Origin of the sequence: Microbacterium sp. M (assembly GCF_045181065.1) — a bacterium.
Taxonomy (GTDB): Bacteria; Actinomycetota; Actinomycetes; order Actinomycetales; family Microbacteriaceae; genus Microbacterium.
Genome location: NZ_CP173721.1, coordinates 114,406 through 135,024, shown reverse-complemented (window position 1 = coordinate 135,024; position 20,619 = coordinate 114,406). Strand labels below are relative to the sequence as shown.

The following is a 20,619-nucleotide window of genomic DNA, read 5'->3' as shown; positions in this document are numbered from 1 at the left end:
TCGATTGACAGGTATCCCATCAGTGCGAGATTTCCGGCACGTTTCGATCGGATCGCGGGGCGGGAACATCCTCGGCATCCGCTCCGCGCACCGCGGCGGAAACGGGTTCGAAGGCGCCCTCCTGCTCCTGCGCGAGTTCGGCCTTGACAACCTCTTCGGCCGCGAACTCGGTCGCCGTACGCGACGACAGGAGCCCGACGACGACGAACGTTCCGAACCCGATGAGCGCCGAGACCAGGGTCGCCCAGCCGTCGAAGTCAGCACCGATGAGGGTGTTGGGGACGTAGAGGATGTCGTTCGGAACCCCGTAGATCGTCGGCGTGAGGGCGAGATAGGTCATGCGGACGACGAACCCGACCGCGATGCCGATGAGTGCGGCCGCGGCACCTGCACGGCGCCAGAAGATGCCGAACAGGAACGGTGCGGCCAGGCACGCGAGCATGAGGTCGAAGGCGAGGGTCAGGAGGATGCCGGTCTGGCTCACCTGGATGGCCAGGAACGAGCCCAGCAGGACGATCGGGATCATCGCCACGCGCGTCCAGCGCAGCAGCGGGTCGCTGCCCGAGGTGGTCGAGCGCCGCACCGTGACGAGGTTGCGTACCGCGATGGCGCTGGTCGCGAGGATCGCGCCGGATGCCGTGGAGAACGACGCCGCGACGACGCCGGACAGCACGAGCACGGCGATCAGGGGAGGCGCATAGTCGTCGAGAAGGGTGAACAGCACCGGCCCGTCGGCGACCGAGATTCCCAGCACGGCTGTCGCGGTCAGCGCGACCAGAGCGAAGATCGTGCCGATGACAGCCGTGCCCGCAGCGCCGGCGAAGCATGCCCGTCGAGCGATCTCGGGCGTTCGGGCGCCGAAGATGCGCTGCATGAGGTCGATCGCGACGAGGTCGCCGATGCCGAGCGCGACGAGAGTCGCCCAGTTGATCGGGGCTCCCATCGCGGGGTCGGTGAGCTGCTCGAAGTCGAACGGCCCCATGCCCTCGGGGATCACGATGCCGTAGCTCAGCATGACCCAGACCAGCAGAGAGATCGAGGCGATGACCGTGATCGTCATCTGGATGGCGGCGGTGTAGGCATCCGAGAAGAGGCCGCCGGCGATCGTGTAGGCGAGCACGAGAGCGACCGACAGCACGATTCCCCACGCGTACGGGATGTTCGCGAAGCGCTCCAGCAGGAACCCGCACGCGACGAGGTTGCCGGCGAGCAGGATCGTGAAGGCGAGGATCATGAGGGCCGACGCGATGACCTCGGTCGCGCGTCCGTACCGCAGGCGGAAGAAGTCGGCGAGCGTGAACAGCTTCATCCGGTTCATCGGCTTCGCGAGGAACAGCCCGGACAGGAACAGGCAGATCGCCAGGCCGAGTGCGAGCGAAGCCCCCGACCAGAAGCCGAACTGCGACGTGAGGTCGGTGTTGCCGACGGTCGCGTTCGAGTCGACGGCCGCCGCCGTCAGAGAGACGGCGACCAGCGGGACGCCGAGTCTTCGCCCGGCGACGAGGTAATTGGCACTGTCGCCGTCGACCTTGCGGGCGACGTAGATGCCGACGAGAAGGACGACGAAGACGGTGATCGCTACTCCGAAGATGATCATGGGCTCTCCTGAGGACGGGTGGTGCGCCAGGTGTTTCTATCGAGTGATAGAAACCGAGTGTCCTCGCCGGTACAGCGCCCGCGATTTCGGCGTTGTAACGTCCGTGTGAACTTGCGCTCACAAGGACAGGGGTGCGGCGCGGCGGCGGTGGTCATGCACGTCGACCCTCTCGAGTCTCGAATATTTCTTTCGTACATATATTCCCTTTTGGGTGTGGTCGGAGTAGCCTGGAAGCATGTCGACGACGACGCATCTGGATGCTCTGCATGAGGTGGTTACCCGCCTCGACGCGGTGTGGGCGGATGCCGGTGACGCGGCGGATCTGGACAGGGCGGGCCTGGTCGCGGCGAACGCGGCCCTCGGAACCCTGCAGCGAGTCGTGGACGGGCTGGAAGCGGAAGTTGCTGCGCGGATCGCGCACGAGTCGCGGGCGGAGTTGGGAGCGGAGTCGCTCGCGAAGCAGCAGGGGTTCCGCACCGCGGGACAGTTCGTCGCGACCGTGACCGGCCGCTCGTCGGGGGAGGCGTCCAGGTTGGTGAGGGTCGGGGAAGCGACCGCACCGCGCAGCGACCTGCTGGGTGCGAGGCTGCCGGCGAAGTACCCGGCCGTGCAGGCCGCCCTCGCCGGTGGGCGGATCGGTGCCCCGGCGGCCGGGCTCATCATCGGGTTGCTGGACCGGGTCCGATTCAAGATCGACACCGCCCGGCTCGCCGAGGCGGAGGCCGCGCTGGCGGACAAGGCGGGCGGTTTGTCGTTGGACGAGGTCCGCAAACTCCTCACCCACGCCGAAGCACACCTGGACCCCGACGGCGTCCTGCCTCGGGAAGAAGCGGCCCGTGCGCAGAACAGGCTGGTCATGTTCGAACGCGACGGACGGTTCCACATCGACGCCGACATCGACGTCGCCACCGCCGCGCCGATCAAAGTCGCGATCGAAGGGCATGTCACCGCGGTACTGACTGCCCGCGCGAACGCCCTCGACCCCGACGCTCCCGACGCCGACCGCCGCACCATCGGACAGTTGCAGGCTGATGCTCTCGCCGACCTCGCCGCCCACGCGATCGGCTGCGACACTAACGCCCCCGCCCTGGCCGGGGCGACCGTGATCGTCCGCGTCGGGCTCGATGACCTGGCCACCGGGACCGGATACGCGACCATCGACGGCATCGACCAGCCCATCAGCATCGGATCCGCCCGACGGATGGCCGCAGGCGGCGGTGTCATCCCCTACGTCCTTGGCACAGACAGCGAGATCCTCGACTGGGGCAGAGAGAAACGCTTCTTCACCCGGGCGCAACGCCTCGCCCTGGTACTCCGGGACGGCGGGTGCGCCGGATGCACCCTCCCGCCCGCCATGACCCGCGCCCACCACATCGACTGGTGGAACCGCGACAACGGCAGAACAGATCTCGACAAAGGCGTCCTGCTCTGCGACAACTGCCACCACCGCGTCCACGACAACGGGTGGGACATCCGCATCGAAGGCACCGGTGTGACCGCGAAAGTCTGGTTCATCCCACCACCCTCAGTCGACCCCCAACGCACCCCACGCCTCGGCGGAACCGCCCGCTACAACCTCGCCGCCTGACACCCGCGCGGGGGCCGCCTACGAGCGAAGGCCGAGCGCCGCGTCCCGTGCGGCACCGGGATGCCAGCATCGGGATGCTCAACTGGATGCCAGCATCGGGATGCGCTCGTCAGTACATGCCCCAGGTGCTCACGCCCACGCCCACACCCATTCCACTGACGCGACGATCACCGCCCTGTCACGAGTCCGGCCCACGGCGCGATCACGGGCCGCCCGCCGCGCTCACCCGCTGCGCCAGCCGCACCGCGTCATGCGGCGCATGCCCGAGCGCATCGTTGTCGAAGTACACATAGACATCCCGCCCGTCGTCCGCCCAGCGGCGGATCCGCGCCACCCAACCATCCAGCTCGGCATCCGAGTAGCCGCTCGTATAGAGCTCCTGCGCGCCGTGCAGCCGCACGTAGACGAAGTCCGCCGTGACGGAATCGAACAGCGGGAACCGCCCCGCCGTGTCGGCGACCGTCATCGCGACGCCGTGCTGTCGCAGCAGATCCTCGGCCTCACCGAACGAGGGCGAGCGCGGCTCGAACGCGTGACGCAACGGCCTCTCCTCCTCGACCTCCAGCCATGCGCGCCCGGACATCCGCTCGTCGTGGCGCCGAGCGAGCTCCAGCGCCTCCGTCGTCGACCGCGGCAGCAGCGAGAAGAACTCCGTCACCACCGCCGGATCGAACTCCTCGCGTTCGGGAAGCTGCCACAGGAATGGGCCGAGCGCGGGGCCGAGCGCGAGCACGCCGGAGGCGAAGAAGTTCGCCAGTGCCGTGTCGACCTCGCGCAGACGCAGCATGTGCGTGACGTAGCGCGAGCCCTTCACGGCGAACACGAACCCGTCCGGCACGGCAGCCCGCCAGCGCCGGTAGCTCTCCGGGCGCTGCAGCGAATAGAACGAGCCGTTCAGCTCGACCGTCGAGAAGCGCGACCCGATGTACTCCAGCTCCCGCCGCTGCGCGAGCCCTTTCGGGTAGTAGTCACCCCGCCAGCGCGGATACCGCCACCCCGAGGTGCCGATCCGAACGACCGGAGCGCGCGCCATGCGCGCTCACACCGTCCGCCAGTCGTGCTCTGTGATCGCGGCGCCCGCCTGCGGGCCCATCTGCAGCATTCCGCCGTCGATCACGATCGACGTGCCGCTGATGTAGGCGGCGCCTGGAGAGGCGAGGAAGGCGATCAGCGCCGCCACCTCGCGGGCATCCCCCGGCCGACCGAGCGGGATGCCAGGACGATCCTCCTGGCGCGGATCGCGGTCGGTCTGACCCGTCATGGGCGTCGCGATCTCGCCCGGCGCGACGCTCACCGCGGTGATGCCGCGACCACCGAGCTCGAGCGCGATGTTCTTCATCAATCCGGCGAGGCCGTGCTTCGCCGCGTCGTACGCGCTCGATCCGACCATCGGCTGATGCGCGTGCACGCTCGTCACCGCGATCAGCCGCCCTCCGTTGCCGCCAGCCGCGAGGTGCCTCGCCGCGCGCTGCAGGCAGACGAAAGCTCCGGTCAGGTCCACATCCACGACGCGTCGCCACTCATCGAGGCTCACGTCGAGGAACGGCGTCGACAGGCCGGTCCCCGCGTTGTTCACGAACACATCCAGGCCGCCGAGCTCGGCCACGAGGTCATCCACGACGTCGCCGCAGGCCGGGATCTCGGTCGTGTCCAGTCGAGCGACGATCGCCCTCGACCCGTGCGAGCGGACCTCCTCGGCGGTGTCCTCGGCACCCGCGGCATCCGAATGCCACGTGATCGCCACGTCGACGCCCTCCGCGGCGAGCGCGACGGCAGTCGCGCGGCCGATTCCGGAGTCCGCACCCGTGACGATCGCGCGGCGAGGCTCGACCTCCATGCTCAGCGCCCTGCCGGCGTGCGGTTCTCCGCGCTCACCATCCACGCGAACTGCTCCATCTTCTCGATGACAGCGTGCAGGATGTCGGCACTGGTCGGGTCCTCCTCGTCCACGCCGTCGTGCACCTCGCGCATCGTGCCCACGACCGCCTCGAGCCGCTCGGTGATGAGATCGACGGTCTCGCTCGTATCGACCTCGCCCTGCGGATACTCCGGAAGCGTCGTGCTCGACGCGACCGTGTCGCTGCGCCCATCGGGCACGGCGTGCAGTGCCCGCATGCGTTCGGCGACCGTGTCGCTGAACTCACGCGCCGCCTCGATGATCTCGTCGAGCTGGCGATGCGTGTCGCGGAAGTTCCTCCCCACGACGTTCCAGTGCGCCTGCTTGCCCTGCATCGCCAGTTCCAGCAGATCGACGAGCACGGCCTGCAAGTGCGCGCTCAACTCCGGCGACGCCACGAAGCCCTTCTCGGCGTTCTGCCGACGCGTGCGCTTCTCTCCGCTCCCGCCGCGTGCGGTGCGGGAGCCGGATGCCTTGGTGGAGGATGTCTTCGTCGTTGCCATCATGCGGCGACCGTAACGCGGCTCGATCTCCCGCCTGGAGGGGCTTGACAGCGACAACGCCTCCGTTCCAGAGGCGGCTCAGGTGAGGCGAGCGGCGACGATGCGTGCGGTCGCCTCCGGGTCCATCCGATGGCTGATCGACTCGAGAACCTCCACGAACTCGGCATCCGGCATCGCTGCGGCCAGGCGGGAAGCGGCGGCGACGAGGAGCGGCATCGTCTCGGATCCGCGCAGGATCGTCACCGGCATCCGCACGCCGAGCATCGCAGCCGTCGGCGTCGACACGCGCTGGGTCACGAGAGTGTCGTAGACGGTGGACCGCGCGAGCCGCGCGACCTGCTCGAACGCCGGCGACGCGCGGAACTGCTCGATGAACGCGTCAGGCAGCCCGACTCCCTCCCGTTGGAACAGGACCACCGCATCGCTCGGTCGGCCCTCGTCGACCAGCGCCTGCAGTTGGCCGGCCAGATCGGATGACGGGTCGCCCTCACCGAATCGGAACGGCGGCTCGGAGAGGAACAGGCGGGAGATCGGGACGCCCTCTCCTGCGGCATACAGCGCGAGCACCGCTCCGGAGGAGTGTCCGATCACGGCGGCGTCGGAACCGGATGCCGCGATCACCGCCGCCAGGTCCTCGACCTCTCGCTCGGGCGCTGCCGGCGAAGCGTCGCCCGAGTCACCCCGTGCCCGCCGGTCGTAGGTGACCGCGCGCAGCCCGGCATCCGCGAAGGCCTGGGCGATCCCGCCGGCATCGCGCGCCGTGGACAGTGCGCCGTTGACGATCACGACGGTGGGGCCGTCGCCGACCGTGTGCGTGGCGATGGGCGTTCCGTCTGCAGAGGTGACGATCTCCATGGCGCATACGCTAGCGCCGGGTGCCGACGTCGCGTCAAGGCATCGCGCTGTAACAAACCGCATCATCCGTTACACCGGGGCGATATCGCGTACACGCGGTCGAAACATGTGTCCAACACGCTGTCCAGCAATGGATACATCATTGGCCACACCGCACGAGGCCGGCACCTCACGCCGTCGGCCGGCCCGGGTGCGCATCTACGAAGAGCTCCGCGCCGAACTGCTCACGGCGACCCATTCGCCGTTCCATCGGTTCACCGAAGAGAACATCGCCGACCGGTTCGTCGTGTCGCGCACGCCGGTTCGCGACGCGCTCGCCCGCCTCGAGGCCGACGGCCTGCTGGTCAAGCGGGACGGTGCGCTGTACAGATACATGCCGACGCTCGAAGAATTCACCGAGCTGTACGAGCTGCGGATCCTGCTCGAATCCCACGGCCTGGAACGCGCTATCGGCGATCCGACCATCCGTCACGAGGTTCCGACGCTGACGCAAGAGCAAGCACTGTGGCAGAGCCGGCTCGACGCCGGGGTATCGCCCGACCCCGGCTTCGTCGACGCCGACGAGCAGTTCCACGTCTCGCTCCTGCGCGCGGCCGGCAATGGCGAACTCGTGACCGCCCTCGAGCGGGTCAATCGGAGGATCCGACCGATCCGCATGCACGACTACCTCACCCAGGACCGAGTCGACGCCACGATCGGCGAGCACCTCGAGATCCTCGACCTGGTACTTCGCGGTCGGCTTCGCGAGGCCCGCGACTACCTCCGCACGCACGTCGGCCAATCGCAGTCGATCGTCGAGGCGCGCGCGGCGCGCGCCATGCAGATCTCCCACATGAATCACAGAACGGACCAGCACGCATGATCGCTCTCGCTTCACACGAGTCCCTCTCCGCCGACATCGCGACGCTCTTCGCCGCGATCCGCGAGGCGCCCGCGTCGATCTGGATCAGCCTGCGCACGCCGGAGGAGGTCACGGCGGATGCCGAGGCGATCCGGCAGCGGCTGCTCGCCGGAGAGCACCTTCCACTCGCCGGCACGACGTTCGCCGTCAAGGACAACATCGACGTCTCGGGTTTCACGACGACTGCCGGCCACCCCGCATTCCGACGACGGCCGGAGCGCAGCGCGGTCGTCGTCGAGCGGCTGCTGCTCGCCGGCGCCCTCCTCGTCGGCAAGACCAACATGGATCAGTTCGCCACCGGACTCGTGGGGACCCGTAGCCCGTACGGCGTCGTCACGAGCGCACTCGACCCGCAGCGCGTCGCCGGCGGATCGAGCTCGGGATCCGGTGCATCCGTCGGACTCGGGCTCGTCGACTTCTCGCTCGGCACGGACACGGCGGGATCAGGCCGTGTTCCGGCGGCCTTCAACGGCATCCTCGGTGTCAAGCCGACACTGGGACTGCTCCCCCTCGACGGCGTCGTCCCCGCCTCGCCGTCGTACGACACCGTCTCGGTGTTCGCTCGCGCGACGGACATGGCCGCACTCGTGATGGATGCCGTCGTCGGAGTCTCGACGACTGACCCCAAGAGCCGGGACTGGGCCGTGGATGCTCCACTCGCCGCCCCCGCCCTCCCGGTCATCGCCGTCCCGCGCGAGGACGATCTGGTCGCACTCGCCCCCGGAGCACGCGAGGCCTTCGACACAGCGGTCGCACGCCTGGCCGACCTCGGTGCGGAGTTCCGGACGATCGACCTTCGCCCGTTCCTCGCGACCGCTCAGCTGCTCTACGGCGGCGGGCTCGTCAGCGAGCGCGCCTGGTCGTACGGGGCGTTCCTGGAGGCGCACCCCGACGGCGCCGACCCCACGGTCGCAACGATCGCCGGGCGCGCCATGGCAACCGGCGGTGTCGCCGTGATCGACGCGCAGCAGGCGGTCGATGCGGCGAAGCTTCAGACGCGCCAGGCTCTCGCCGGGATGGATGCGCTGCTGATCCCGACGGCACCCGTGCACCCCACGATCGCGGAAGTGGCCGAGGACCCTCTCGGGGTGAACAGCCGCGTCGGGACGTTCACGAACTTCGTCAACCTGCTCGACATGGCAGCCGTCGCCGTGCCCGTCTCGACGTCGACGGAAGGCGGATACGGGGTATCCGTCGTCGTACCGGCGTTCCACGACCAAGTCGCGCTCGACCTCGCATCCCGCCTCGTCGGCGAGTCCGAGGAGGAGGCGACCCTGTCGATCCCCGGCATCGACCTCGCCGTCTTCGGCGCCCATCTGCGCGGTGAACCTCTGAATGCGCAGCTGCAATCGCTGGGTGCGCGCTTCGTCCGAGACATCCGGACACGGGACCACTTCCGCATGCTGCTCGTCGAAGGCGAGATCGACCGCCCCGCGGTGATCCGCGGCGAGGACGGAGCCGAGCTCCCCGGCGAGCTCTGGCGGCTGTCGCCGCTCGCCGTCTCGCAGCTGTTGCGCAGCATCGGCGCCCCGCTCGCGCTCGGAGAGATCGAGCTCGCCGACGGGAGCACCGTCCTCGGTTTCACCGCATCCGTCTACCGCACCGAACGCGACATCACAGGGTTCGGCGGCTGGCGCGGATTCCGCGCGGCATCCTCCCAGCCTGTCGTCGCCTGACCACCCATCCCCCGCCCGGAGAACCTGGAGCCCACATGACCTTCCGCACCCCCGCCCTCATCGCCACCACCGCCGCCGCCCTCCTCGCCACTGCCACCCTGACCGGCTGCACCACGGCGTCATCCGCCGGATCCGACGATGCCGGCACCACCGTCACGATCGGCACGCTGCGCGCACAGCCGCATCTGTTCAGCCCGTTCTTCTACGAGGAGTTCGCACCGGAGGGCATCGATTTCGAGATCGTGCTCTTCGACACCTCGAGTGACATCAAGAACGCGATCGTGTCGGGTTCCGTCGACTTCGGCGTGACCGGCGCGGCGTCCGTGATCGCCGGCGTCGCCGAGAAGCAGGACGTCCGCATCGTCGCCGCTGCCGCCGACGGCGGCACGCGGATCGTGGCGACGGAGGACATCACCTCCCCGGAGGACCTCGTCGGGACGAGCATCGGCTTCCCGATGGGAGCCACGCAGGAGATCCTGCTCAAGCGCACGCTCGAGTCGCAGGGGATCGACCCCGCCTCCGACGTCGAACTCGTCAACCTGCCGTTCGCAGACCTCGCCGGCGCCTTCTCGTCCGGCCAGATCGACGCGTTCATCTCGGCGGAGGTCGGCCCGTCGATCGCGATCGAGGGCGGCGGGCACGAGCTGATGTCGGCGTACGACACCTCCATCGGCCGAACCAACATCGTCCTGGCCACGAGCAACTCGATGATCGCCGACGACCCCGAGCTGGTTCAGGAGGTGGTGGACACGCACATCGCCGCCGTGGATCACATGGCGGCTGACACCGACGCCTGGGCCGAAGGGCTCGTCGACGAGTTCGCCCTGGACCCGGATGTGACCGCCACCGCGATCGAGAACATCTGGCCGACGTGGGATCTCACCGACGACTACCTGAGCACGCTGCAGGCCATGGGCGACGAGATGCTCGAATTCGATCAGGTCTCCTCCGCCGTCGATGCGGAACTGCTCACCGACGGCTCCTTCGTCGCGTCGGCGCGGGACTGAGACCCTGAGGAGATGAGACCATGACCACGACCGTCGAGACCCCGCCCGATCGCGCCGACGCCCCCGTCGTCGCCCCGACCCGACCCGCTCGCTCGTCGACCGGGCGGCGCCGACTCCCCCTGGGCTGGATGATCGCTCTGCCGGTGCCGATCCTCATCCTCATCGGCTGGCACCTGGGTGTGCAGTACGGCTGGACGCTCCCCTTCGACATCAAGATGACGTTCCTGCCGACGCCGGGAGAGGTCGCTCTGCGCGGCGTGGATCTGGCCGTCGGCGGCGTCTACGACGACTCGTTCAGCGGCACCCTGTGGGAGCATCTCGCGGCTTCGACCCTGCGCGTCCTCCAGGGGTTCGCGCTGGCCGTCGCCGTGGCCGTGCCGCTGGGCGTCCTCATGGGCCGCTCCCGGCTGCTGTTCCGGATGCTGGAGCCCACGGTGAACCTCGTCCGCCCGATCCCGGTCACCGCGTGGGCGCCGCTCACCCTGCTCATCATCGGCTTCGGAGACCGATCGACCGTGTTCCTCGTCTTCATCGCCGCCGTCTTCCCGATCCTGCTGAACACCATCAGCGGAGTCCACCAGGTTCCAGGGCGCCTCCTCGAGGCGGCGGCCATGCTGGGCACCCCGAAGCTCCAGTCCCTGTACAAGGTGGTGATCCCCGCCGCGGCACCGCAGATCATCAGCGGGATGCGCATCGCCATGGGGCTCGGCTGGGTCATCCTCGTCGTCGGCGAGACCGTCGGCATCAGCACGGGACTCGGCGCTCTCATCACACAGGCGCGCGAGCAATCGCGCACCGATCTCATCATCGTGGGCATGATCGTCATCGGTCTGGCCGGCTTCATCGCCGACCGGCTGCTCACCCTCGTCTTCTCGGTCGCCTTCGGGCGCCGACCGATCCAGAAGTGACATGGAGCACAGCATGAGCGTTCCCGAACAGCACGCAGCGGACATCGTGATGGCCGGCGTGAGCAAAAACTATCCCGGTGCGCCGATCGCCGCCGTCGAGGATGTCGACATCACGATCCGAGCCGGCGAGGTCGTCTGCATCGTCGGCGCATCAGGATGCGGCAAGTCGACGCTTCTGCGCATGGTCGCCGGATTCGAGACCATCAGCGGCGGTTCCCTCCGCGTCGCCGGCGTGGAAGTGACGGGCCCCGGGCCCGACCGTGGGGTCGTCTTCCAGGACTACGGGCTGTTCCCCTGGCTCACGGTCCGCGAGAACATCGAATACGGTCCGCGCCAGGCCCGGCTGCCGCGGACGGTCGTGAAGGAACGTGCGACTCAGGCACTGGATTCGGTCGGCCTGACTCGTGTCGCCTCGTCCTTCCCCCACCAGTTGTCCGGAGGCATGCAGCAGCGCGTGGCGATCGCGCGGCTGCTGGCGAACACGCCGTCGGTCATGCTGATGGACGAGCCGTTCGGGGCACTCGACGCGCTCACCCGGACCGAGATGCAGCACGAACTGCAGCGGATCCAGCGGGATGCCGGCATCACCGTGCTGTTCGTCACACACAGCATCGAGGAGGCGGTCTACCTCGGAGATCGCGTCATGGTGATGGCCGGCGGTACAGCGCACGGCATCTCGGGGCATGTGCGCGAGGTCGTCACGGTGGACCTGCCCGCGGATCGCGACGTGAACTCTCCGGAGTTCAACGAGATCGAGCGGCACATCGACGCCCTCGTGCACGCCGGAAACGCACACCGGCTCGCCCCCGCGGGCTGACCGGAAGTCCGGCGCCTGCACACCTGGGGTGTACTGACAGACCCTCCCTCGCGGCATCCGCTCGGCCTACGCTGGCCCCGACGGAAGGAACCACCCATGCACACCCGCACTCTCGGCCAGGGCCTCGAAGTCTCCGCGATCGGCCTCGGCGCCATGGGCATGTCCCAGAGCTACGGCCCCAACCCCGGCGACCGCCAGGAGATGATCGACGTCCTGCGCTACGCGGTCGATCACGGCGTCACGTTCATCGACACCGCAGAGGTCTACGGACCGTACGACAACGAGGACCTCGTCGGCGAAGCGCTCCGCCCCATCAGGGACCGCGTCACGATCGCCACGAAGTTCGGCTTCGACATCGTGGACGGCGCCTCCGTCGGCGTCGATTCCCGCCCCGAACGCATCCGCGCTGCCGCGGAGGGTTCGCTGCAGCGCCTCGGCATCGAGACGATCGACCTGCTGTACCAGCACCGCGTCGACCCTGACGTTCCCATCGAGGACGTCGCGGGCACCGTCGGCGAGCTGATCGCCGAGGGCAAGGTGCGCCACTTCGGCCTTTCCGAGGCGGCGGCCGCGACGATCCGGCGAGCGCACGCCGTGCACCCGGTGACGGCGGTCCAGAGCGAGTACTCGCTGTGGACCAGGGATCCGGAGCCGGAGGTCCTGCCGGCCTGCGCCGAGCTCGGCATCGGATTCGTCCCGTTCAGCCCGCTGGGCAAGGGCTTCCTCACCGGAACCGTGACCGCCGACAGCACGTTCGGTTCCGACGAGATCCGCGCCAAGGTCCCCCGCTTCGAGGCCGAGAACCTCGCCGCCAACCTCCGGCTCGTCGATCACGTCAAGACGCTCGCCGCTGCGCGAGGAGCGACTCCGGGCCAGATCGCCCTCGCCTGGCTGCTCGCGCAGCATCCTTTCATCGTGCCGATCCCCGGCACGCGTCGCCGCGAGCGCATCGACGAGAACGCCGCCGCCACGACGGTCGCCCTCTCAGCCGACGACATCGCAGACCTGGATGCTCTCGTCGGGCGCTTCGGCGTCGCCGGCGACCGCTACAACGCGGCGGGGATGCAGGCCGTCGGACGCTGAGATCAGGCGACCCGCTCGTCCGCCTCCGCCAGCGCCCGTTTGATCCGCTCGACGGCCTCGACCATGATCGGCCGCGGCGTGGCGAACACGAAACGCGTGTACCCGATCGCCGCCGCGCCGCATGCGGACCCGTCGGTCATGGCGACGCCGGAATGCTCGCGGAACCACGCTCCGAGATCTCCGGTCAGTCCGGTCTCGCGGAAATCGAGCAGCGCGATGTACGTGCCCTCCGGCACCACGACGCTGACGCGGGGGATCTCCTCGACCAGCTCGGCCAGCAGCCGCCGGTTGCCGTCGAGGTACTCCACGACGTCGTCGAGCCACGTCTCTCCTCCCGTGTAGGCGGCGATGTTCGCGATGACACCGATCGTCGCCGTGCCGTGGCCGGCCCAGCCGCCGTCCTCCTCCCACAGGCGCTCTGTCTCCTCGTTCGAGAAGATCAGCTGCGCGCACTTGAACCCGGCGAGGTTGAACGCCTTCGACGCGGATGCCGCGGTCAAGGTGTGCGCGGCCGCCGCATCCGACACCGACGCGTACGGGATGTGCGCGCCGGGGGCGAACACGAGCGGTGCATGGATCTCGTCGCTGAAGACCCGTCCGCCCGCGGCATCCACCGTGGCGGAGATCTCGAGCAGCTCGTCACGGGTGGCGACCGTGCCGAGCGGGTTGTGCGGATTGCAGAGCACGAGCAGCTCGCCGCCGTCCGCGAACGCCGCCGTCACCCCTGCATGGTCCATGACCCAGCGCCCGTCCACGAGGATGCTCGGGACCTCGATGACGCGACGGCCGAGGCGGCCGGGCACCGTCAGGAACGGCATGTAGGCAGGCGTCGGGACGATGACCGCAGCCCCAGGCGACGTGTACGAGGTGATGGCGAACTCGAACGCCGCGATCACGTCCGGCACGGCCCGCACGCGTTCGGCCGGGACGTCCCAGCCGTACTTCTCGGAATACCAGGATGCCGTGGCCTCGGCGAGCTGCGTCGTCAGCCGTGTCGGCAGGTAGCCGGTGAGCCCGGCCTCCAGCGACGCGTCGATCGCCTGGGTGATCGCCGGAGCGACGCCGAAGTCCATCTCGGCGACGAACGCGCCGATCGTATCGGGGAAAGCCGTCCACTTCACGCTGCCGGCCTGCCGAAGATCGTCCGCGGTGATCGCGTCGAAGGAATGCGCTGCCATGTCTCTCCTCTGAACTCGTCCTCCCATTCTCGCTGTCCTGGCGGCACGCGGGCGCGGCTACCACCGCGCAAGAGCGCGCGTCAACCCTCCTGGCCGATCCGCGTCGACGCGGCATGATCGTTCCACAACCCGAGCGAAGGAGTCGTTCATGAACATCGCATTGGTGCTGATCATCGTCATCGCCGTCATCCTCGCCATCGTCGGCGGCCTGAACACGGCACTGAACTGGCTGCTGTGGGTGGCGCTGATCGTCGGCGTCATCGCACTGATCGCGTTCCTGATCCGTGTGATAGGCGGGCGGAACAGAGTCTGACATCCGGTGGCGCACTGGTTGCGCACCGGTGAAGGGGGCCGCGACGGGGAACCGTCGCGGCCTCTCTCGGTCATGGTCCTGCGGTGCCGACCGACAGTCCACGAACGGTACCGCAGGAGGACGCGCGCCGACGCCCCGCTTCCGTAGCGTCGAGGACATGATCACAGCAGAAGGCCTCACGAAGAGATTCGGCGACAAGACGGCCGTCGAGGACGTGTCGTTCACGATCCGCCCCGGCGCGGTCACCGGCTTCCTCGGCCCCAACGGCGCCGGCAAGTCCACCACCATGCGCATGATCGTCGGGCTGGACCGCCCGACGGCAGGGCGCACGACGATCGACGGCGTCGAGTACCGTCGCCTGTCCGCCCCGCTGACCGCGGTCGGCGTCCTGCTGGACGCCAAGGCCGTGCACACCGGGCGGACCGCACGCAACCATCTGCGCGCCATGGCCGCGACCCACGGTATCGGATCCTCCCGCGTCGACGAGGTGATCGAACTGGCCGGCCTCACCCCCGTGTCACGCAAGCGCGCCGGGAAGTTCTCACTCGGCATGGGCCAGCGCCTGGGCATCGCCTCCGCACTGCTGGGCGACCCGCACACCCTCATCCTCGACGAGCCCGTCAACGGACTCGACCCGGAGGGTGTCCGATGGGTGCGCCAGTTCGTGCGGCACGCGGCATCCGAAGGCCGTACCGTGCTGCTGTCCAGCCACCTCATGAGCGAGATGGCGCAGACCGCTGACCATGTCATCGTGATGGGTCGGGGCCGGGTCCTGGCCGATGCCTCGCTGGATGAGCTCGTGCGGGCCTGGACGGCCAACACGGTCCGCGTGCGCACACCGCGAGCCGCGGCGCTGGCCGAGGCCGTCTCGCACGCCGGCGTCGAGATCGTCAGCACCGAGCCGGATCTCCTCGAGATCGTCGGGCTTCCGGCATCCCGCATCGGGGACATCGCCGCCGACCGCGGCATCCCGCTGCACGAACTCACCCCCACGACGGGATCGCTCGAGGACGCCTACCTGGCGCTCACCGGCGATGCGGTCGAGTACCGGACCAAGGAGATCGCATGAGCACTCTGACCGCTTCCGCCCCCGAGACGCGCACGGCATCGCCGTACGGCCTGTCCTTCGGTCATGCTCTGCGCAGCGAATGGATCAAGATCGCCACGCTGCGCTCGACCTGGTGGTCGATCGGCATCACCGCCCTGCTGACCGTCGGGATCGCCACGTTGATCGCTTCGACGGTGAGTGCCGCCGACCAGTTCCCCATGATCCAGGCCGTCGTCTCACCGATCCAGTTCACGATGCTGCTCGCCGGCATCCTGGGCGCGATCGCGGTGACCGGCGAGTACTCCACCGGGATGATCCGCTCCACTCTCGCCGCCGTACCGGTGCGCGGCATGGTGCTGGCGGCGAAGGCCGTCGTGCTCGGCGCGCTGCTGTTCGTCGCGTCGCTGGTGATCTTCTTCGCCGCGGCTCTCGTCATCACCCCGATCGCGGAGTCGAAGGGTCTGGGTCTCGATTGGGCCGACTTCGACGTCACCATCCGACCGATCCTGCTCGCCTCCGCGGCGATGGCGGTGTTCGCTCTGATCGGCGTCGCCTTCGGGTTCATCCTGCGCTCCGGCGCCGGCGCGATCGCGGCGACCGTCGGGTTGCTGTTCGTGCTGCCGATCATCTCGATGACGTTCAACATGGCCGGGGACGCCTGGCAGTGGATCGCGGAGGCCTCGCGCTACCTGCCGATGTCCGCCGCGCAGTACGCCATCAACCCCGTGCCTGAGGGAGTCGACGGCCTCTCCCCCGAGGTCGCGTATCTCACGCTGGCCGGATGGGTCGTCGCCGGGATGCTGGGAGCGTGGGCAGTGCTGCGTACCCGCGACGCGTGAGAGCACGCCACCGGGAATCATCGACGCGTAGAGTCGAGCCCGTGTCGAGCATGAGCGATCGCAGCTCCTCCGCCGGCAGCATTCCCGAAAGGGATGCCGCGGCGGAGGAGCTGCGTCTGCCGCGTCCACCGGGCATGATCAGGCGGTTCTGGGCGCGGCATCCGCTCTTCGCCGACATCCTGATCGCGCTGGTCTGCCTCCTCCTGTCTGCAGGGTCGGCCACGGGCTACACGACGGCCCGCATCGCGCCGGACGGCAGTCTCGTCCCCGCCGAACCCGCACCGCTGGCCGCCGGCATCGGCATCTCGGTCCTGGTCCTGGCCACCTGCATCCTGCTGATGCTGCGTCGGCGCCGCTGGCCGACGACGGTGCTCGTCGCGTCGTACATCGTGGCGGCCGCGTACATGTTCCTGCTCGAACCGGCCGGCGGGCCCCTGCTGCTCGTCGCGAGCTACGGCATGGCCGTCTACCGCTCGTCGCGCGCCGCCTGGATCGCCTTCGGTATCGGGATCGGCAGCCTGACGCTCCTCACGCTGCTGCACCTCTCCGGCGTCTTCACGCTCCAGGCGGCGGTGAACGGAGTACTCGGCCAACTCGTGCTCGCTCTCATCGGCACGCTGATCGGCGCGAACGTCGGCGGACGGAAGCGCTACGTCGAGGCCATCATCGACCGCTCCCGTCAGCTGCTGAACGAACGGGACCAGCAGGCGCAGATCGCCGCAGCCGCCGAGCGCGCCCGCATCGCCCGTGAGATGCACGACGTCGTCTCGCACTCGCTGACGGTCATCGTCGCGCTGTCCGAGGGCGCGGCGGCGACAGCGGATCGCGATCGCGCCAGGGATGCCTCGGTCGCCGCCGCCGCGACCGCACGCGGCGCATTGACCGAGATGCGTTCGATGCTGGGGGTGCTGCGCGACGGGGATTCCGATGCTCCGCTCACTCCCACCGTCCCCGTGGATCCTCGGACCACCGTCGCGGCCGCGCAGCGCGCCGGCTATCCCGTGAGACTCTCCGTCTCGGGTGACGCCCGCGTCGCCGAGGCGATCGAGTTCGCCATCGGCCGGGTCGTGCAGGAGGGCGTCACGAACGCCATGCGCCATGCGCCGCAGGCGACGGCCGTGTCGGTGCGCATCGACAGGGCGGCCGATCCGGTCGTGGTCGAAGTCGTCAACGACGGGGCAGGGGCGGACGCCACGCCGGATTCCGGCGGCTTCGGCATCCGAGGACTCGCCGAACGCGCCGCGCATCTCGGTGGCACGCTCGACGCCGGCGCGGCGGGCGATGGGCGATGGGTGCTGCGTGCGGAGTTCCCGGCCACCGGCACTTCGGAGGAGACCCCATGACCGAGCAGATCCGCATCCTCCTCGTCGACGACCAGGAGCTCATCCGCATCGGCTTCCGGCTCGTCCTGGAGGCCGAAGACGACCTCGTCGTCGTCGGCGAAGCCTCCGACGGCGCCGCCGCGATCGCACGCGCCTCGGCGCTCGCCCCGGACGTCGTCCTCATGGACGTGCGGATGCCGGGGGTCGACGGCATCGCCGCCACCGAGGAGATCGTGCGGGCGCATCCGCAGACGCGCGTGCTGGTGCTGACCACCTTCGACCTGGACGAGTACGCGTTCGGCGCGATCAAGGCGGGTGCGAGCGGTTTCCTCCTCAAGGACGCGCAGCGACACGAGCTGATCACCGCGGTCCGCGCCGTCCACCGCGGCGATGCGGTGCTCGCGCCGCGGGTGACCCGCCGCCTGCTCGAACACGTGGGTCCGCGGCTCACGAGCACGCCGCCCGAGGACGACCCGACGGCGTCCCTCACCGAGCGGGAGCGCGACGTGTTCGTCCAGATCGCTCTCGGACTCTCCAACACCGAGATCGCGCAGACGCTCTTCCTCAGCGAGTCCACGGTGAAGACGCATGTCGGCCGGGTGCTGGCGAAGGTCGGCGCCCGTGACCGCGTGCACGCCGTGATCCTCGCCCACCGCCTCGGACTCGTCGACTGACGAGGTCGGGTCAGCCCACGACCACGAGATCGTGATCCAGGTGGACCGCCATGGCGAGAGCGGCGGCCACGGCATCCTGTTCCTCGATCGCACCGAGGATGGCCGCGTGGTCCTCGTCGAAGACGCCGAGATCCGCACCGTGCCGGAGCCGCCCGCCACGGACGGCCCCGCGGATCACCGGCATGACGGCGACGTACAGGCCGGCGAGCAGCCGGTTCCCCGAGGCCTCGAACACGAGATGGTGGAAACTCCCCGGCGTCTCGCCCAGCTCCTTCGCGAACGGCGTGCCGGCGGTGATGCGCAGGTCGCGCTCGCAGACGGCCCTCAGCTGCGCCAGTTGCTCGTCGGTGCGGAGCACTGCGGCCTGCCGCACGGCCTCCATCTCGAGAGCACGGCGATAGACGAGAACCTCGTCGAGGGAGTACTCGGCGAGGTGGTCCGTCACCACAGAGGCCACCGGAGTACGCGAGCGCACGAAGGTCCCGACGCCGGTGATCGGCTCCAGCATCCCCTGGCTCGCAAGCGCACGGACGGCCTCGCGCACGGTCGACTTGCCGACTCCGATCATCGCCATGAGCTCCGGCTCGCGCGGGATGCGGCTGTTGATCGGCCAGTCGCCGCGCGTGATGCGCGCCTTGAGGTAGTTCAGCGTCTCGACGGCCTTGTGCGAGCCGGTCGGGCGATCCGGCACGGTCGTCAGCCGGCGGGAGGAGCCGCGCAGGTGACGGCCGAGGCGATCGTGTCGTGGTACTGCTCCGCGGTGAAGGGCAGTCCGAATTCGGGGGCGGTCTGCCCCTCGGCGGCGGGGACCTTGGACGCGATCGCGGCCAGCTCCCACGCGAGATACGCCGCGATGCTGCTGCCGGACGCGGAGGTGTTCAGCGTGACCGCGACCGTGAATCCGGTCGCGGGATCCGAGTACGCCGATGTGGCGTAGCCCGCGGTCCAGCCCTGCTGACCGATCATCGATCCGACGAGGAACGCGCCACCCGTCGCCTGATACCAGGAGGGAGCGCCCGCCGACGCCGGAAGCGGCGCACCGAAGCGTGCGGGCTCCGCGTCCTCGGCGCGCAGCGCCTGCGCGGCCGTCGCCTGGATGTAGGTGCCGAGGTCCTCGATCGTGGACACGGCGCCGGAATCGGTGAAGCCCATGCTCGCCGAAGCGACGCTGACATCGATCGGTGCAGTGCAGTCGTAGCCGCCCTCGACGGCGGGGAGGTGGTTGCCGCGCAGCACTGGACCATCGGATGCCGCGGCCGCCCTCGATCCGGGCAGACGCGTGTGCGTGAGCTCGAGCGGGTCGGTGACGTACTTGTCGATGAGCGCGGACGCGGTCATGCCGGACGCGCGTTCGAGCGCGAGCCCGAGCAGCAGGTAGCCGGAGTCGGAATCCCGGTACGCGGTGCGCGGCGTCGATGCCGCCTCACCGAGGCCGAAGGACGCGAGCTCCAGAGGGCTCCACACGCGCTCGGGCGTCGTGAGCCAGGCGTTCTTCAGCTTCCCCTCGGAGGAGCCGATGCCGCCCGCACCGTTGCACAGGTCGACCAGAGTGATGTCCTTCAGGTCCGCGACACCGGAGACGTAATCCGGCACTGGCGCGTCGAGCTCGATGAGACCGTCGTCGGCCATGCCGTACAGGACGTCGCAGGTCATCAGCCGGGTGACATCAGCCACACGGAACGACATGTCGGTGGTCACCTCGGTGTCATCGCCTTGTGCCTGCGTCCCGGTCGCCGCGACCCATTCGCCGCTCCACGGCACCCACACGCCGACGATCGCACCGGACGAACCGGATGCCGTGATGGCGTTGTCGACCGCGGCCTGCATCTGCGCCACGGTGTCCTCGGGAAGCGCGCCGTCGACCTGCGGCGGCGGCGTGTACGTCACGTCCGCTTCACCGGAGCAGCCCGCCAGAACGAGCGCGAGCGCCGCGGCTGAGGCTGCTGCTGCGCCGATGCGGCGCGACGACAGAAGGTGCATTGATCCACTCCCTGGGTATCTCCAGAGAGTCTAGAGGCCGCATCCTGAAAGACACCCCGGACTCCTCGGGGCGGCGCCGTCCTACAGTAGGGGCGTGCCCCACACCTTCGACGCCGACGTGGTCGCAGCCGTCCTGCGCCACATGAACGGCGACCACACCGATGACAACCTGCTCATCGGCCGCGCGTTCGCCCCGGCATCCGATTCCCCGATCGCGGATGCCGTGATGACCGGGTTCGACGGCGACGCCGGGGTGTGGCGCATCACGCGGGCAGACGGCACCGACGAGGAGCTGCGCGTATCGTGGCCGGGCGGCGCGATCGCCGAGCGCCCTGCCGTGCGGCGCGAGATCGTCGCACTGTACGACGCGGCCTGCGAGCGCCTCGGGGTCGAACCGAGACCGCACGCCTGAAATCCGCACTACGCAAGAGGT

21 protein-coding genes are annotated in these 20,619 nt (G+C 69.2%); 13 read left to right on the top strand and 8 right to left on the bottom strand.

The window, feature by feature from the left end:
- Positions 1-19: 19 nt before the first annotated feature.
- Positions 20-1,597 (bottom strand): sodium:solute symporter family protein, encoded by a 1,578-nt coding sequence (locus tag ACI7YT_RS00655; RefSeq protein WP_406248224.1) that lies wholly within the window; start codon positions 1,595-1,597, stop codon positions 20-22.
- A gap of 235 nt (positions 1,598-1,832) precedes the next feature.
- Between ACI7YT_RS00655 and ACI7YT_RS00650 the strand changes: the two genes are divergently transcribed.
- A complete protein-coding gene (locus ACI7YT_RS00650) occupies positions 1,833-3,185 on the top strand; it encodes a DUF222 domain-containing protein (RefSeq protein WP_406248222.1) in 1,353 nt (450 codons plus the stop codon).
- A gap of 202 nt (positions 3,186-3,387) precedes the next feature.
- On the opposite strand, the gene ACI7YT_RS00645 is transcribed toward ACI7YT_RS00650, so the two are convergent.
- The 4 genes from ACI7YT_RS00645 to ACI7YT_RS00630 form a co-directional block, all read right to left on the bottom strand.
- Positions 3,388-4,218, bottom strand: coding sequence for a DUF72 domain-containing protein (locus tag ACI7YT_RS00645; protein WP_406248220.1), 831 nt, complete (start codon positions 4,216-4,218; stop codon positions 3,388-3,390).
- A 6-nt stretch (positions 4,219-4,224) separates the two neighbouring features.
- A complete protein-coding gene (locus tag ACI7YT_RS00640; RefSeq protein WP_406250636.1) occupies positions 4,225-5,022 on the bottom strand; it encodes an SDR family oxidoreductase in 798 nt (265 codons plus the stop codon).
- A 2-nt stretch (positions 5,023-5,024) separates the two neighbouring features.
- The gene (locus ACI7YT_RS00635) at positions 5,025-5,588 is read right to left on the bottom strand and encodes a Dps family protein (protein WP_406248218.1); all 564 of its coding nucleotides are present in this window, start codon (positions 5,586-5,588) and stop codon (positions 5,025-5,027) included.
- A 75-nt stretch (positions 5,589-5,663) separates the two neighbouring features.
- Positions 5,664-6,440 (bottom strand): alpha/beta fold hydrolase, encoded by a 777-nt coding sequence (locus ACI7YT_RS00630; RefSeq protein WP_406248216.1) that lies wholly within the window; start codon positions 6,438-6,440, stop codon positions 5,664-5,666.
- A gap of 130 nt (positions 6,441-6,570) precedes the next feature.
- Between ACI7YT_RS00630 and ACI7YT_RS00625 the strand changes: the two genes are divergently transcribed.
- The 6 genes from ACI7YT_RS00625 (at position 6,571) to ACI7YT_RS00600 (ending at position 12,832) form a co-directional block, all read left to right on the top strand.
- Positions 6,571-7,302, top strand: coding sequence for a GntR family transcriptional regulator (locus ACI7YT_RS00625; protein ID WP_406248214.1), 732 nt, complete (start codon positions 6,571-6,573; stop codon positions 7,300-7,302).
- A complete protein-coding gene (gene atzF / locus ACI7YT_RS00620) occupies positions 7,299-9,017 on the top strand; it encodes an allophanate hydrolase (protein WP_406248213.1) in 1,719 nt (572 codons plus the stop codon). The genes ACI7YT_RS00625 and atzF overlap by 4 nt, the downstream gene beginning before the upstream one ends.
- Positions 9,018-9,052: 35 nt before the next feature.
- A complete protein-coding gene (locus ACI7YT_RS00615) occupies positions 9,053-10,024 on the top strand; it encodes an ABC transporter substrate-binding protein (protein ID WP_406248211.1) in 972 nt (323 codons plus the stop codon).
- A 20-nt stretch (positions 10,025-10,044) separates the two neighbouring features.
- Positions 10,045-10,932 carry an ABC transporter permease gene (locus ACI7YT_RS00610; RefSeq protein WP_406248209.1) on the top strand — a complete coding sequence of 296 codons (888 nt, stop codon included), beginning with the start codon at positions 10,045-10,047 and terminating at the stop codon, positions 10,930-10,932.
- Positions 10,933-10,945: 13 nt separating this feature from the next.
- Positions 10,946-11,749, top strand: a complete 804-nt coding sequence (locus ACI7YT_RS00605) for an ABC transporter ATP-binding protein (RefSeq protein WP_406248207.1) — start codon at positions 10,946-10,948, stop codon at positions 11,747-11,749.
- Positions 11,750-11,845: 96 nt separating this feature from the next.
- Positions 11,846-12,832, top strand: coding sequence for an aldo/keto reductase (locus ACI7YT_RS00600; protein ID WP_406248206.1), 987 nt, complete (start codon positions 11,846-11,848; stop codon positions 12,830-12,832).
- A 2-nt stretch (positions 12,833-12,834) separates the two neighbouring features.
- On the opposite strand, the gene ACI7YT_RS00595 is transcribed toward ACI7YT_RS00600, so the two are convergent.
- Positions 12,835-14,010 (bottom strand): MalY/PatB family protein, encoded by a 1,176-nt coding sequence (locus ACI7YT_RS00595; protein ID WP_406248204.1) that lies wholly within the window; start codon positions 14,008-14,010, stop codon positions 12,835-12,837.
- Between the two features lie 148 nt (positions 14,011-14,158).
- Here ACI7YT_RS00595 and ACI7YT_RS00590 point away from each other — a divergent pair, with 148 nt between their 5' ends.
- The 5 genes from ACI7YT_RS00590 (at position 14,159) to ACI7YT_RS00570 (ending at position 18,206) form a co-directional block, all read left to right on the top strand.
- Entirely contained in the window at positions 14,159-14,323 is a 165-nt protein-coding gene (locus ACI7YT_RS00590) for a hypothetical protein (protein ID WP_406248202.1), read from the top strand.
- A gap of 157 nt (positions 14,324-14,480) precedes the next feature.
- Complete coding sequence (locus tag ACI7YT_RS00585) at positions 14,481-15,392, top strand: ABC transporter ATP-binding protein (RefSeq protein WP_406248200.1); 912 nt, start codon at positions 14,481-14,483, stop codon at positions 15,390-15,392.
- Positions 15,389-16,210 carry an ABC transporter permease subunit gene (locus tag ACI7YT_RS00580; protein WP_406248198.1) on the top strand — a complete coding sequence of 274 codons (822 nt, stop codon included), beginning with the start codon at positions 15,389-15,391 and terminating at the stop codon, positions 16,208-16,210. The genes ACI7YT_RS00585 and ACI7YT_RS00580 overlap by 4 nt, the downstream gene beginning before the upstream one ends.
- 50 nt (positions 16,211-16,260) lie before the next feature.
- Complete coding sequence (locus tag ACI7YT_RS00575) at positions 16,261-17,553, top strand: sensor histidine kinase (protein ID WP_406250634.1); 1,293 nt, start codon at positions 16,261-16,263, stop codon at positions 17,551-17,553.
- Entirely contained in the window at positions 17,550-18,206 is a 657-nt protein-coding gene (locus ACI7YT_RS00570) for a response regulator (protein ID WP_406248196.1), read from the top strand. The genes ACI7YT_RS00575 and ACI7YT_RS00570 overlap by 4 nt, the downstream gene beginning before the upstream one ends.
- Before the next feature lie 10 nt (positions 18,207-18,216).
- On the opposite strand, the gene ACI7YT_RS00565 is transcribed toward ACI7YT_RS00570, so the two are convergent.
- Positions 18,217-18,897, bottom strand: a complete 681-nt coding sequence (locus ACI7YT_RS00565; protein WP_406248195.1) for a FadR/GntR family transcriptional regulator — start codon at positions 18,895-18,897, stop codon at positions 18,217-18,219.
- 5 nt (positions 18,898-18,902) lie between these two features.
- Positions 18,903-20,186 (bottom strand): serine hydrolase domain-containing protein, encoded by a 1,284-nt coding sequence (locus ACI7YT_RS00560; protein ID WP_406248193.1) that lies wholly within the window; start codon positions 20,184-20,186, stop codon positions 18,903-18,905.
- 94 nt (positions 20,187-20,280) lie between these two features.
- Between ACI7YT_RS00560 and ACI7YT_RS00555 the strand changes: the two genes are divergently transcribed.
- On the top strand, positions 20,281-20,598 hold the full coding sequence (locus ACI7YT_RS00555; protein WP_406248191.1) for a DUF2470 domain-containing protein: 318 nt from the start codon (positions 20,281-20,283) through the stop codon (positions 20,596-20,598).
- Positions 20,599-20,619 lie beyond the last annotated feature (21 nt).

Coding starts and splice junctions, on each gene's coding strand:
- ACI7YT_RS00655 (WP_406248224.1), bottom strand. CDS start 1,597: ATGATCATCTTCGGAGTAGCGATCACCGTCTTCGTCGTCCTTCTCGTC.
- ACI7YT_RS00650 (WP_406248222.1), top strand. CDS start 1,833: ATGTCGACGACGACGCATCTGGATGCTCTGCATGAGGTGGTTACCCGC.
- ACI7YT_RS00645 (WP_406248220.1), bottom strand. CDS start 4,218: ATGGCGCGCGCTCCGGTCGTTCGGATCGGCACCTCGGGGTGGCGGTAT.
- ACI7YT_RS00640 (WP_406250636.1), bottom strand. CDS start 5,022: ATGGAGGTCGAGCCTCGCCGCGCGATCGTCACGGGTGCGGACTCCGGA.
- ACI7YT_RS00635 (WP_406248218.1), bottom strand. CDS start 5,588: ATGATGGCAACGACGAAGACATCCTCCACCAAGGCATCCGGCTCCCGC.
- ACI7YT_RS00630 (WP_406248216.1), bottom strand. CDS start 6,440: ATGGAGATCGTCACCTCTGCAGACGGAACGCCCATCGCCACGCACACG.
- ACI7YT_RS00625 (WP_406248214.1), top strand. CDS start 6,571: ATGGATACATCATTGGCCACACCGCACGAGGCCGGCACCTCACGCCGT.
- atzF (WP_406248213.1), top strand. CDS start 7,299: ATGATCGCTCTCGCTTCACACGAGTCCCTCTCCGCCGACATCGCGACG.
- ACI7YT_RS00615 (WP_406248211.1), top strand. CDS start 9,053: ATGACCTTCCGCACCCCCGCCCTCATCGCCACCACCGCCGCCGCCCTC.
- ACI7YT_RS00610 (WP_406248209.1), top strand. CDS start 10,045: ATGACCACGACCGTCGAGACCCCGCCCGATCGCGCCGACGCCCCCGTC.
- ACI7YT_RS00605 (WP_406248207.1), top strand. CDS start 10,946: ATGAGCGTTCCCGAACAGCACGCAGCGGACATCGTGATGGCCGGCGTG.
- ACI7YT_RS00600 (WP_406248206.1), top strand. CDS start 11,846: ATGCACACCCGCACTCTCGGCCAGGGCCTCGAAGTCTCCGCGATCGGC.
- ACI7YT_RS00595 (WP_406248204.1), bottom strand. CDS start 14,010: ATGGCAGCGCATTCCTTCGACGCGATCACCGCGGACGATCTTCGGCAG.
- ACI7YT_RS00590 (WP_406248202.1), top strand. CDS start 14,159: ATGAACATCGCATTGGTGCTGATCATCGTCATCGCCGTCATCCTCGCC.
- ACI7YT_RS00585 (WP_406248200.1), top strand. CDS start 14,481: ATGATCACAGCAGAAGGCCTCACGAAGAGATTCGGCGACAAGACGGCC.
- ACI7YT_RS00580 (WP_406248198.1), top strand. CDS start 15,389: ATGAGCACTCTGACCGCTTCCGCCCCCGAGACGCGCACGGCATCGCCG.
- ACI7YT_RS00575 (WP_406250634.1), top strand. CDS start 16,261: ATGAGCGATCGCAGCTCCTCCGCCGGCAGCATTCCCGAAAGGGATGCC.
- ACI7YT_RS00570 (WP_406248196.1), top strand. CDS start 17,550: ATGACCGAGCAGATCCGCATCCTCCTCGTCGACGACCAGGAGCTCATC.
- ACI7YT_RS00560 (WP_406248193.1), bottom strand. CDS start 20,186: ATGCACCTTCTGTCGTCGCGCCGCATCGGCGCAGCAGCAGCCTCAGCC.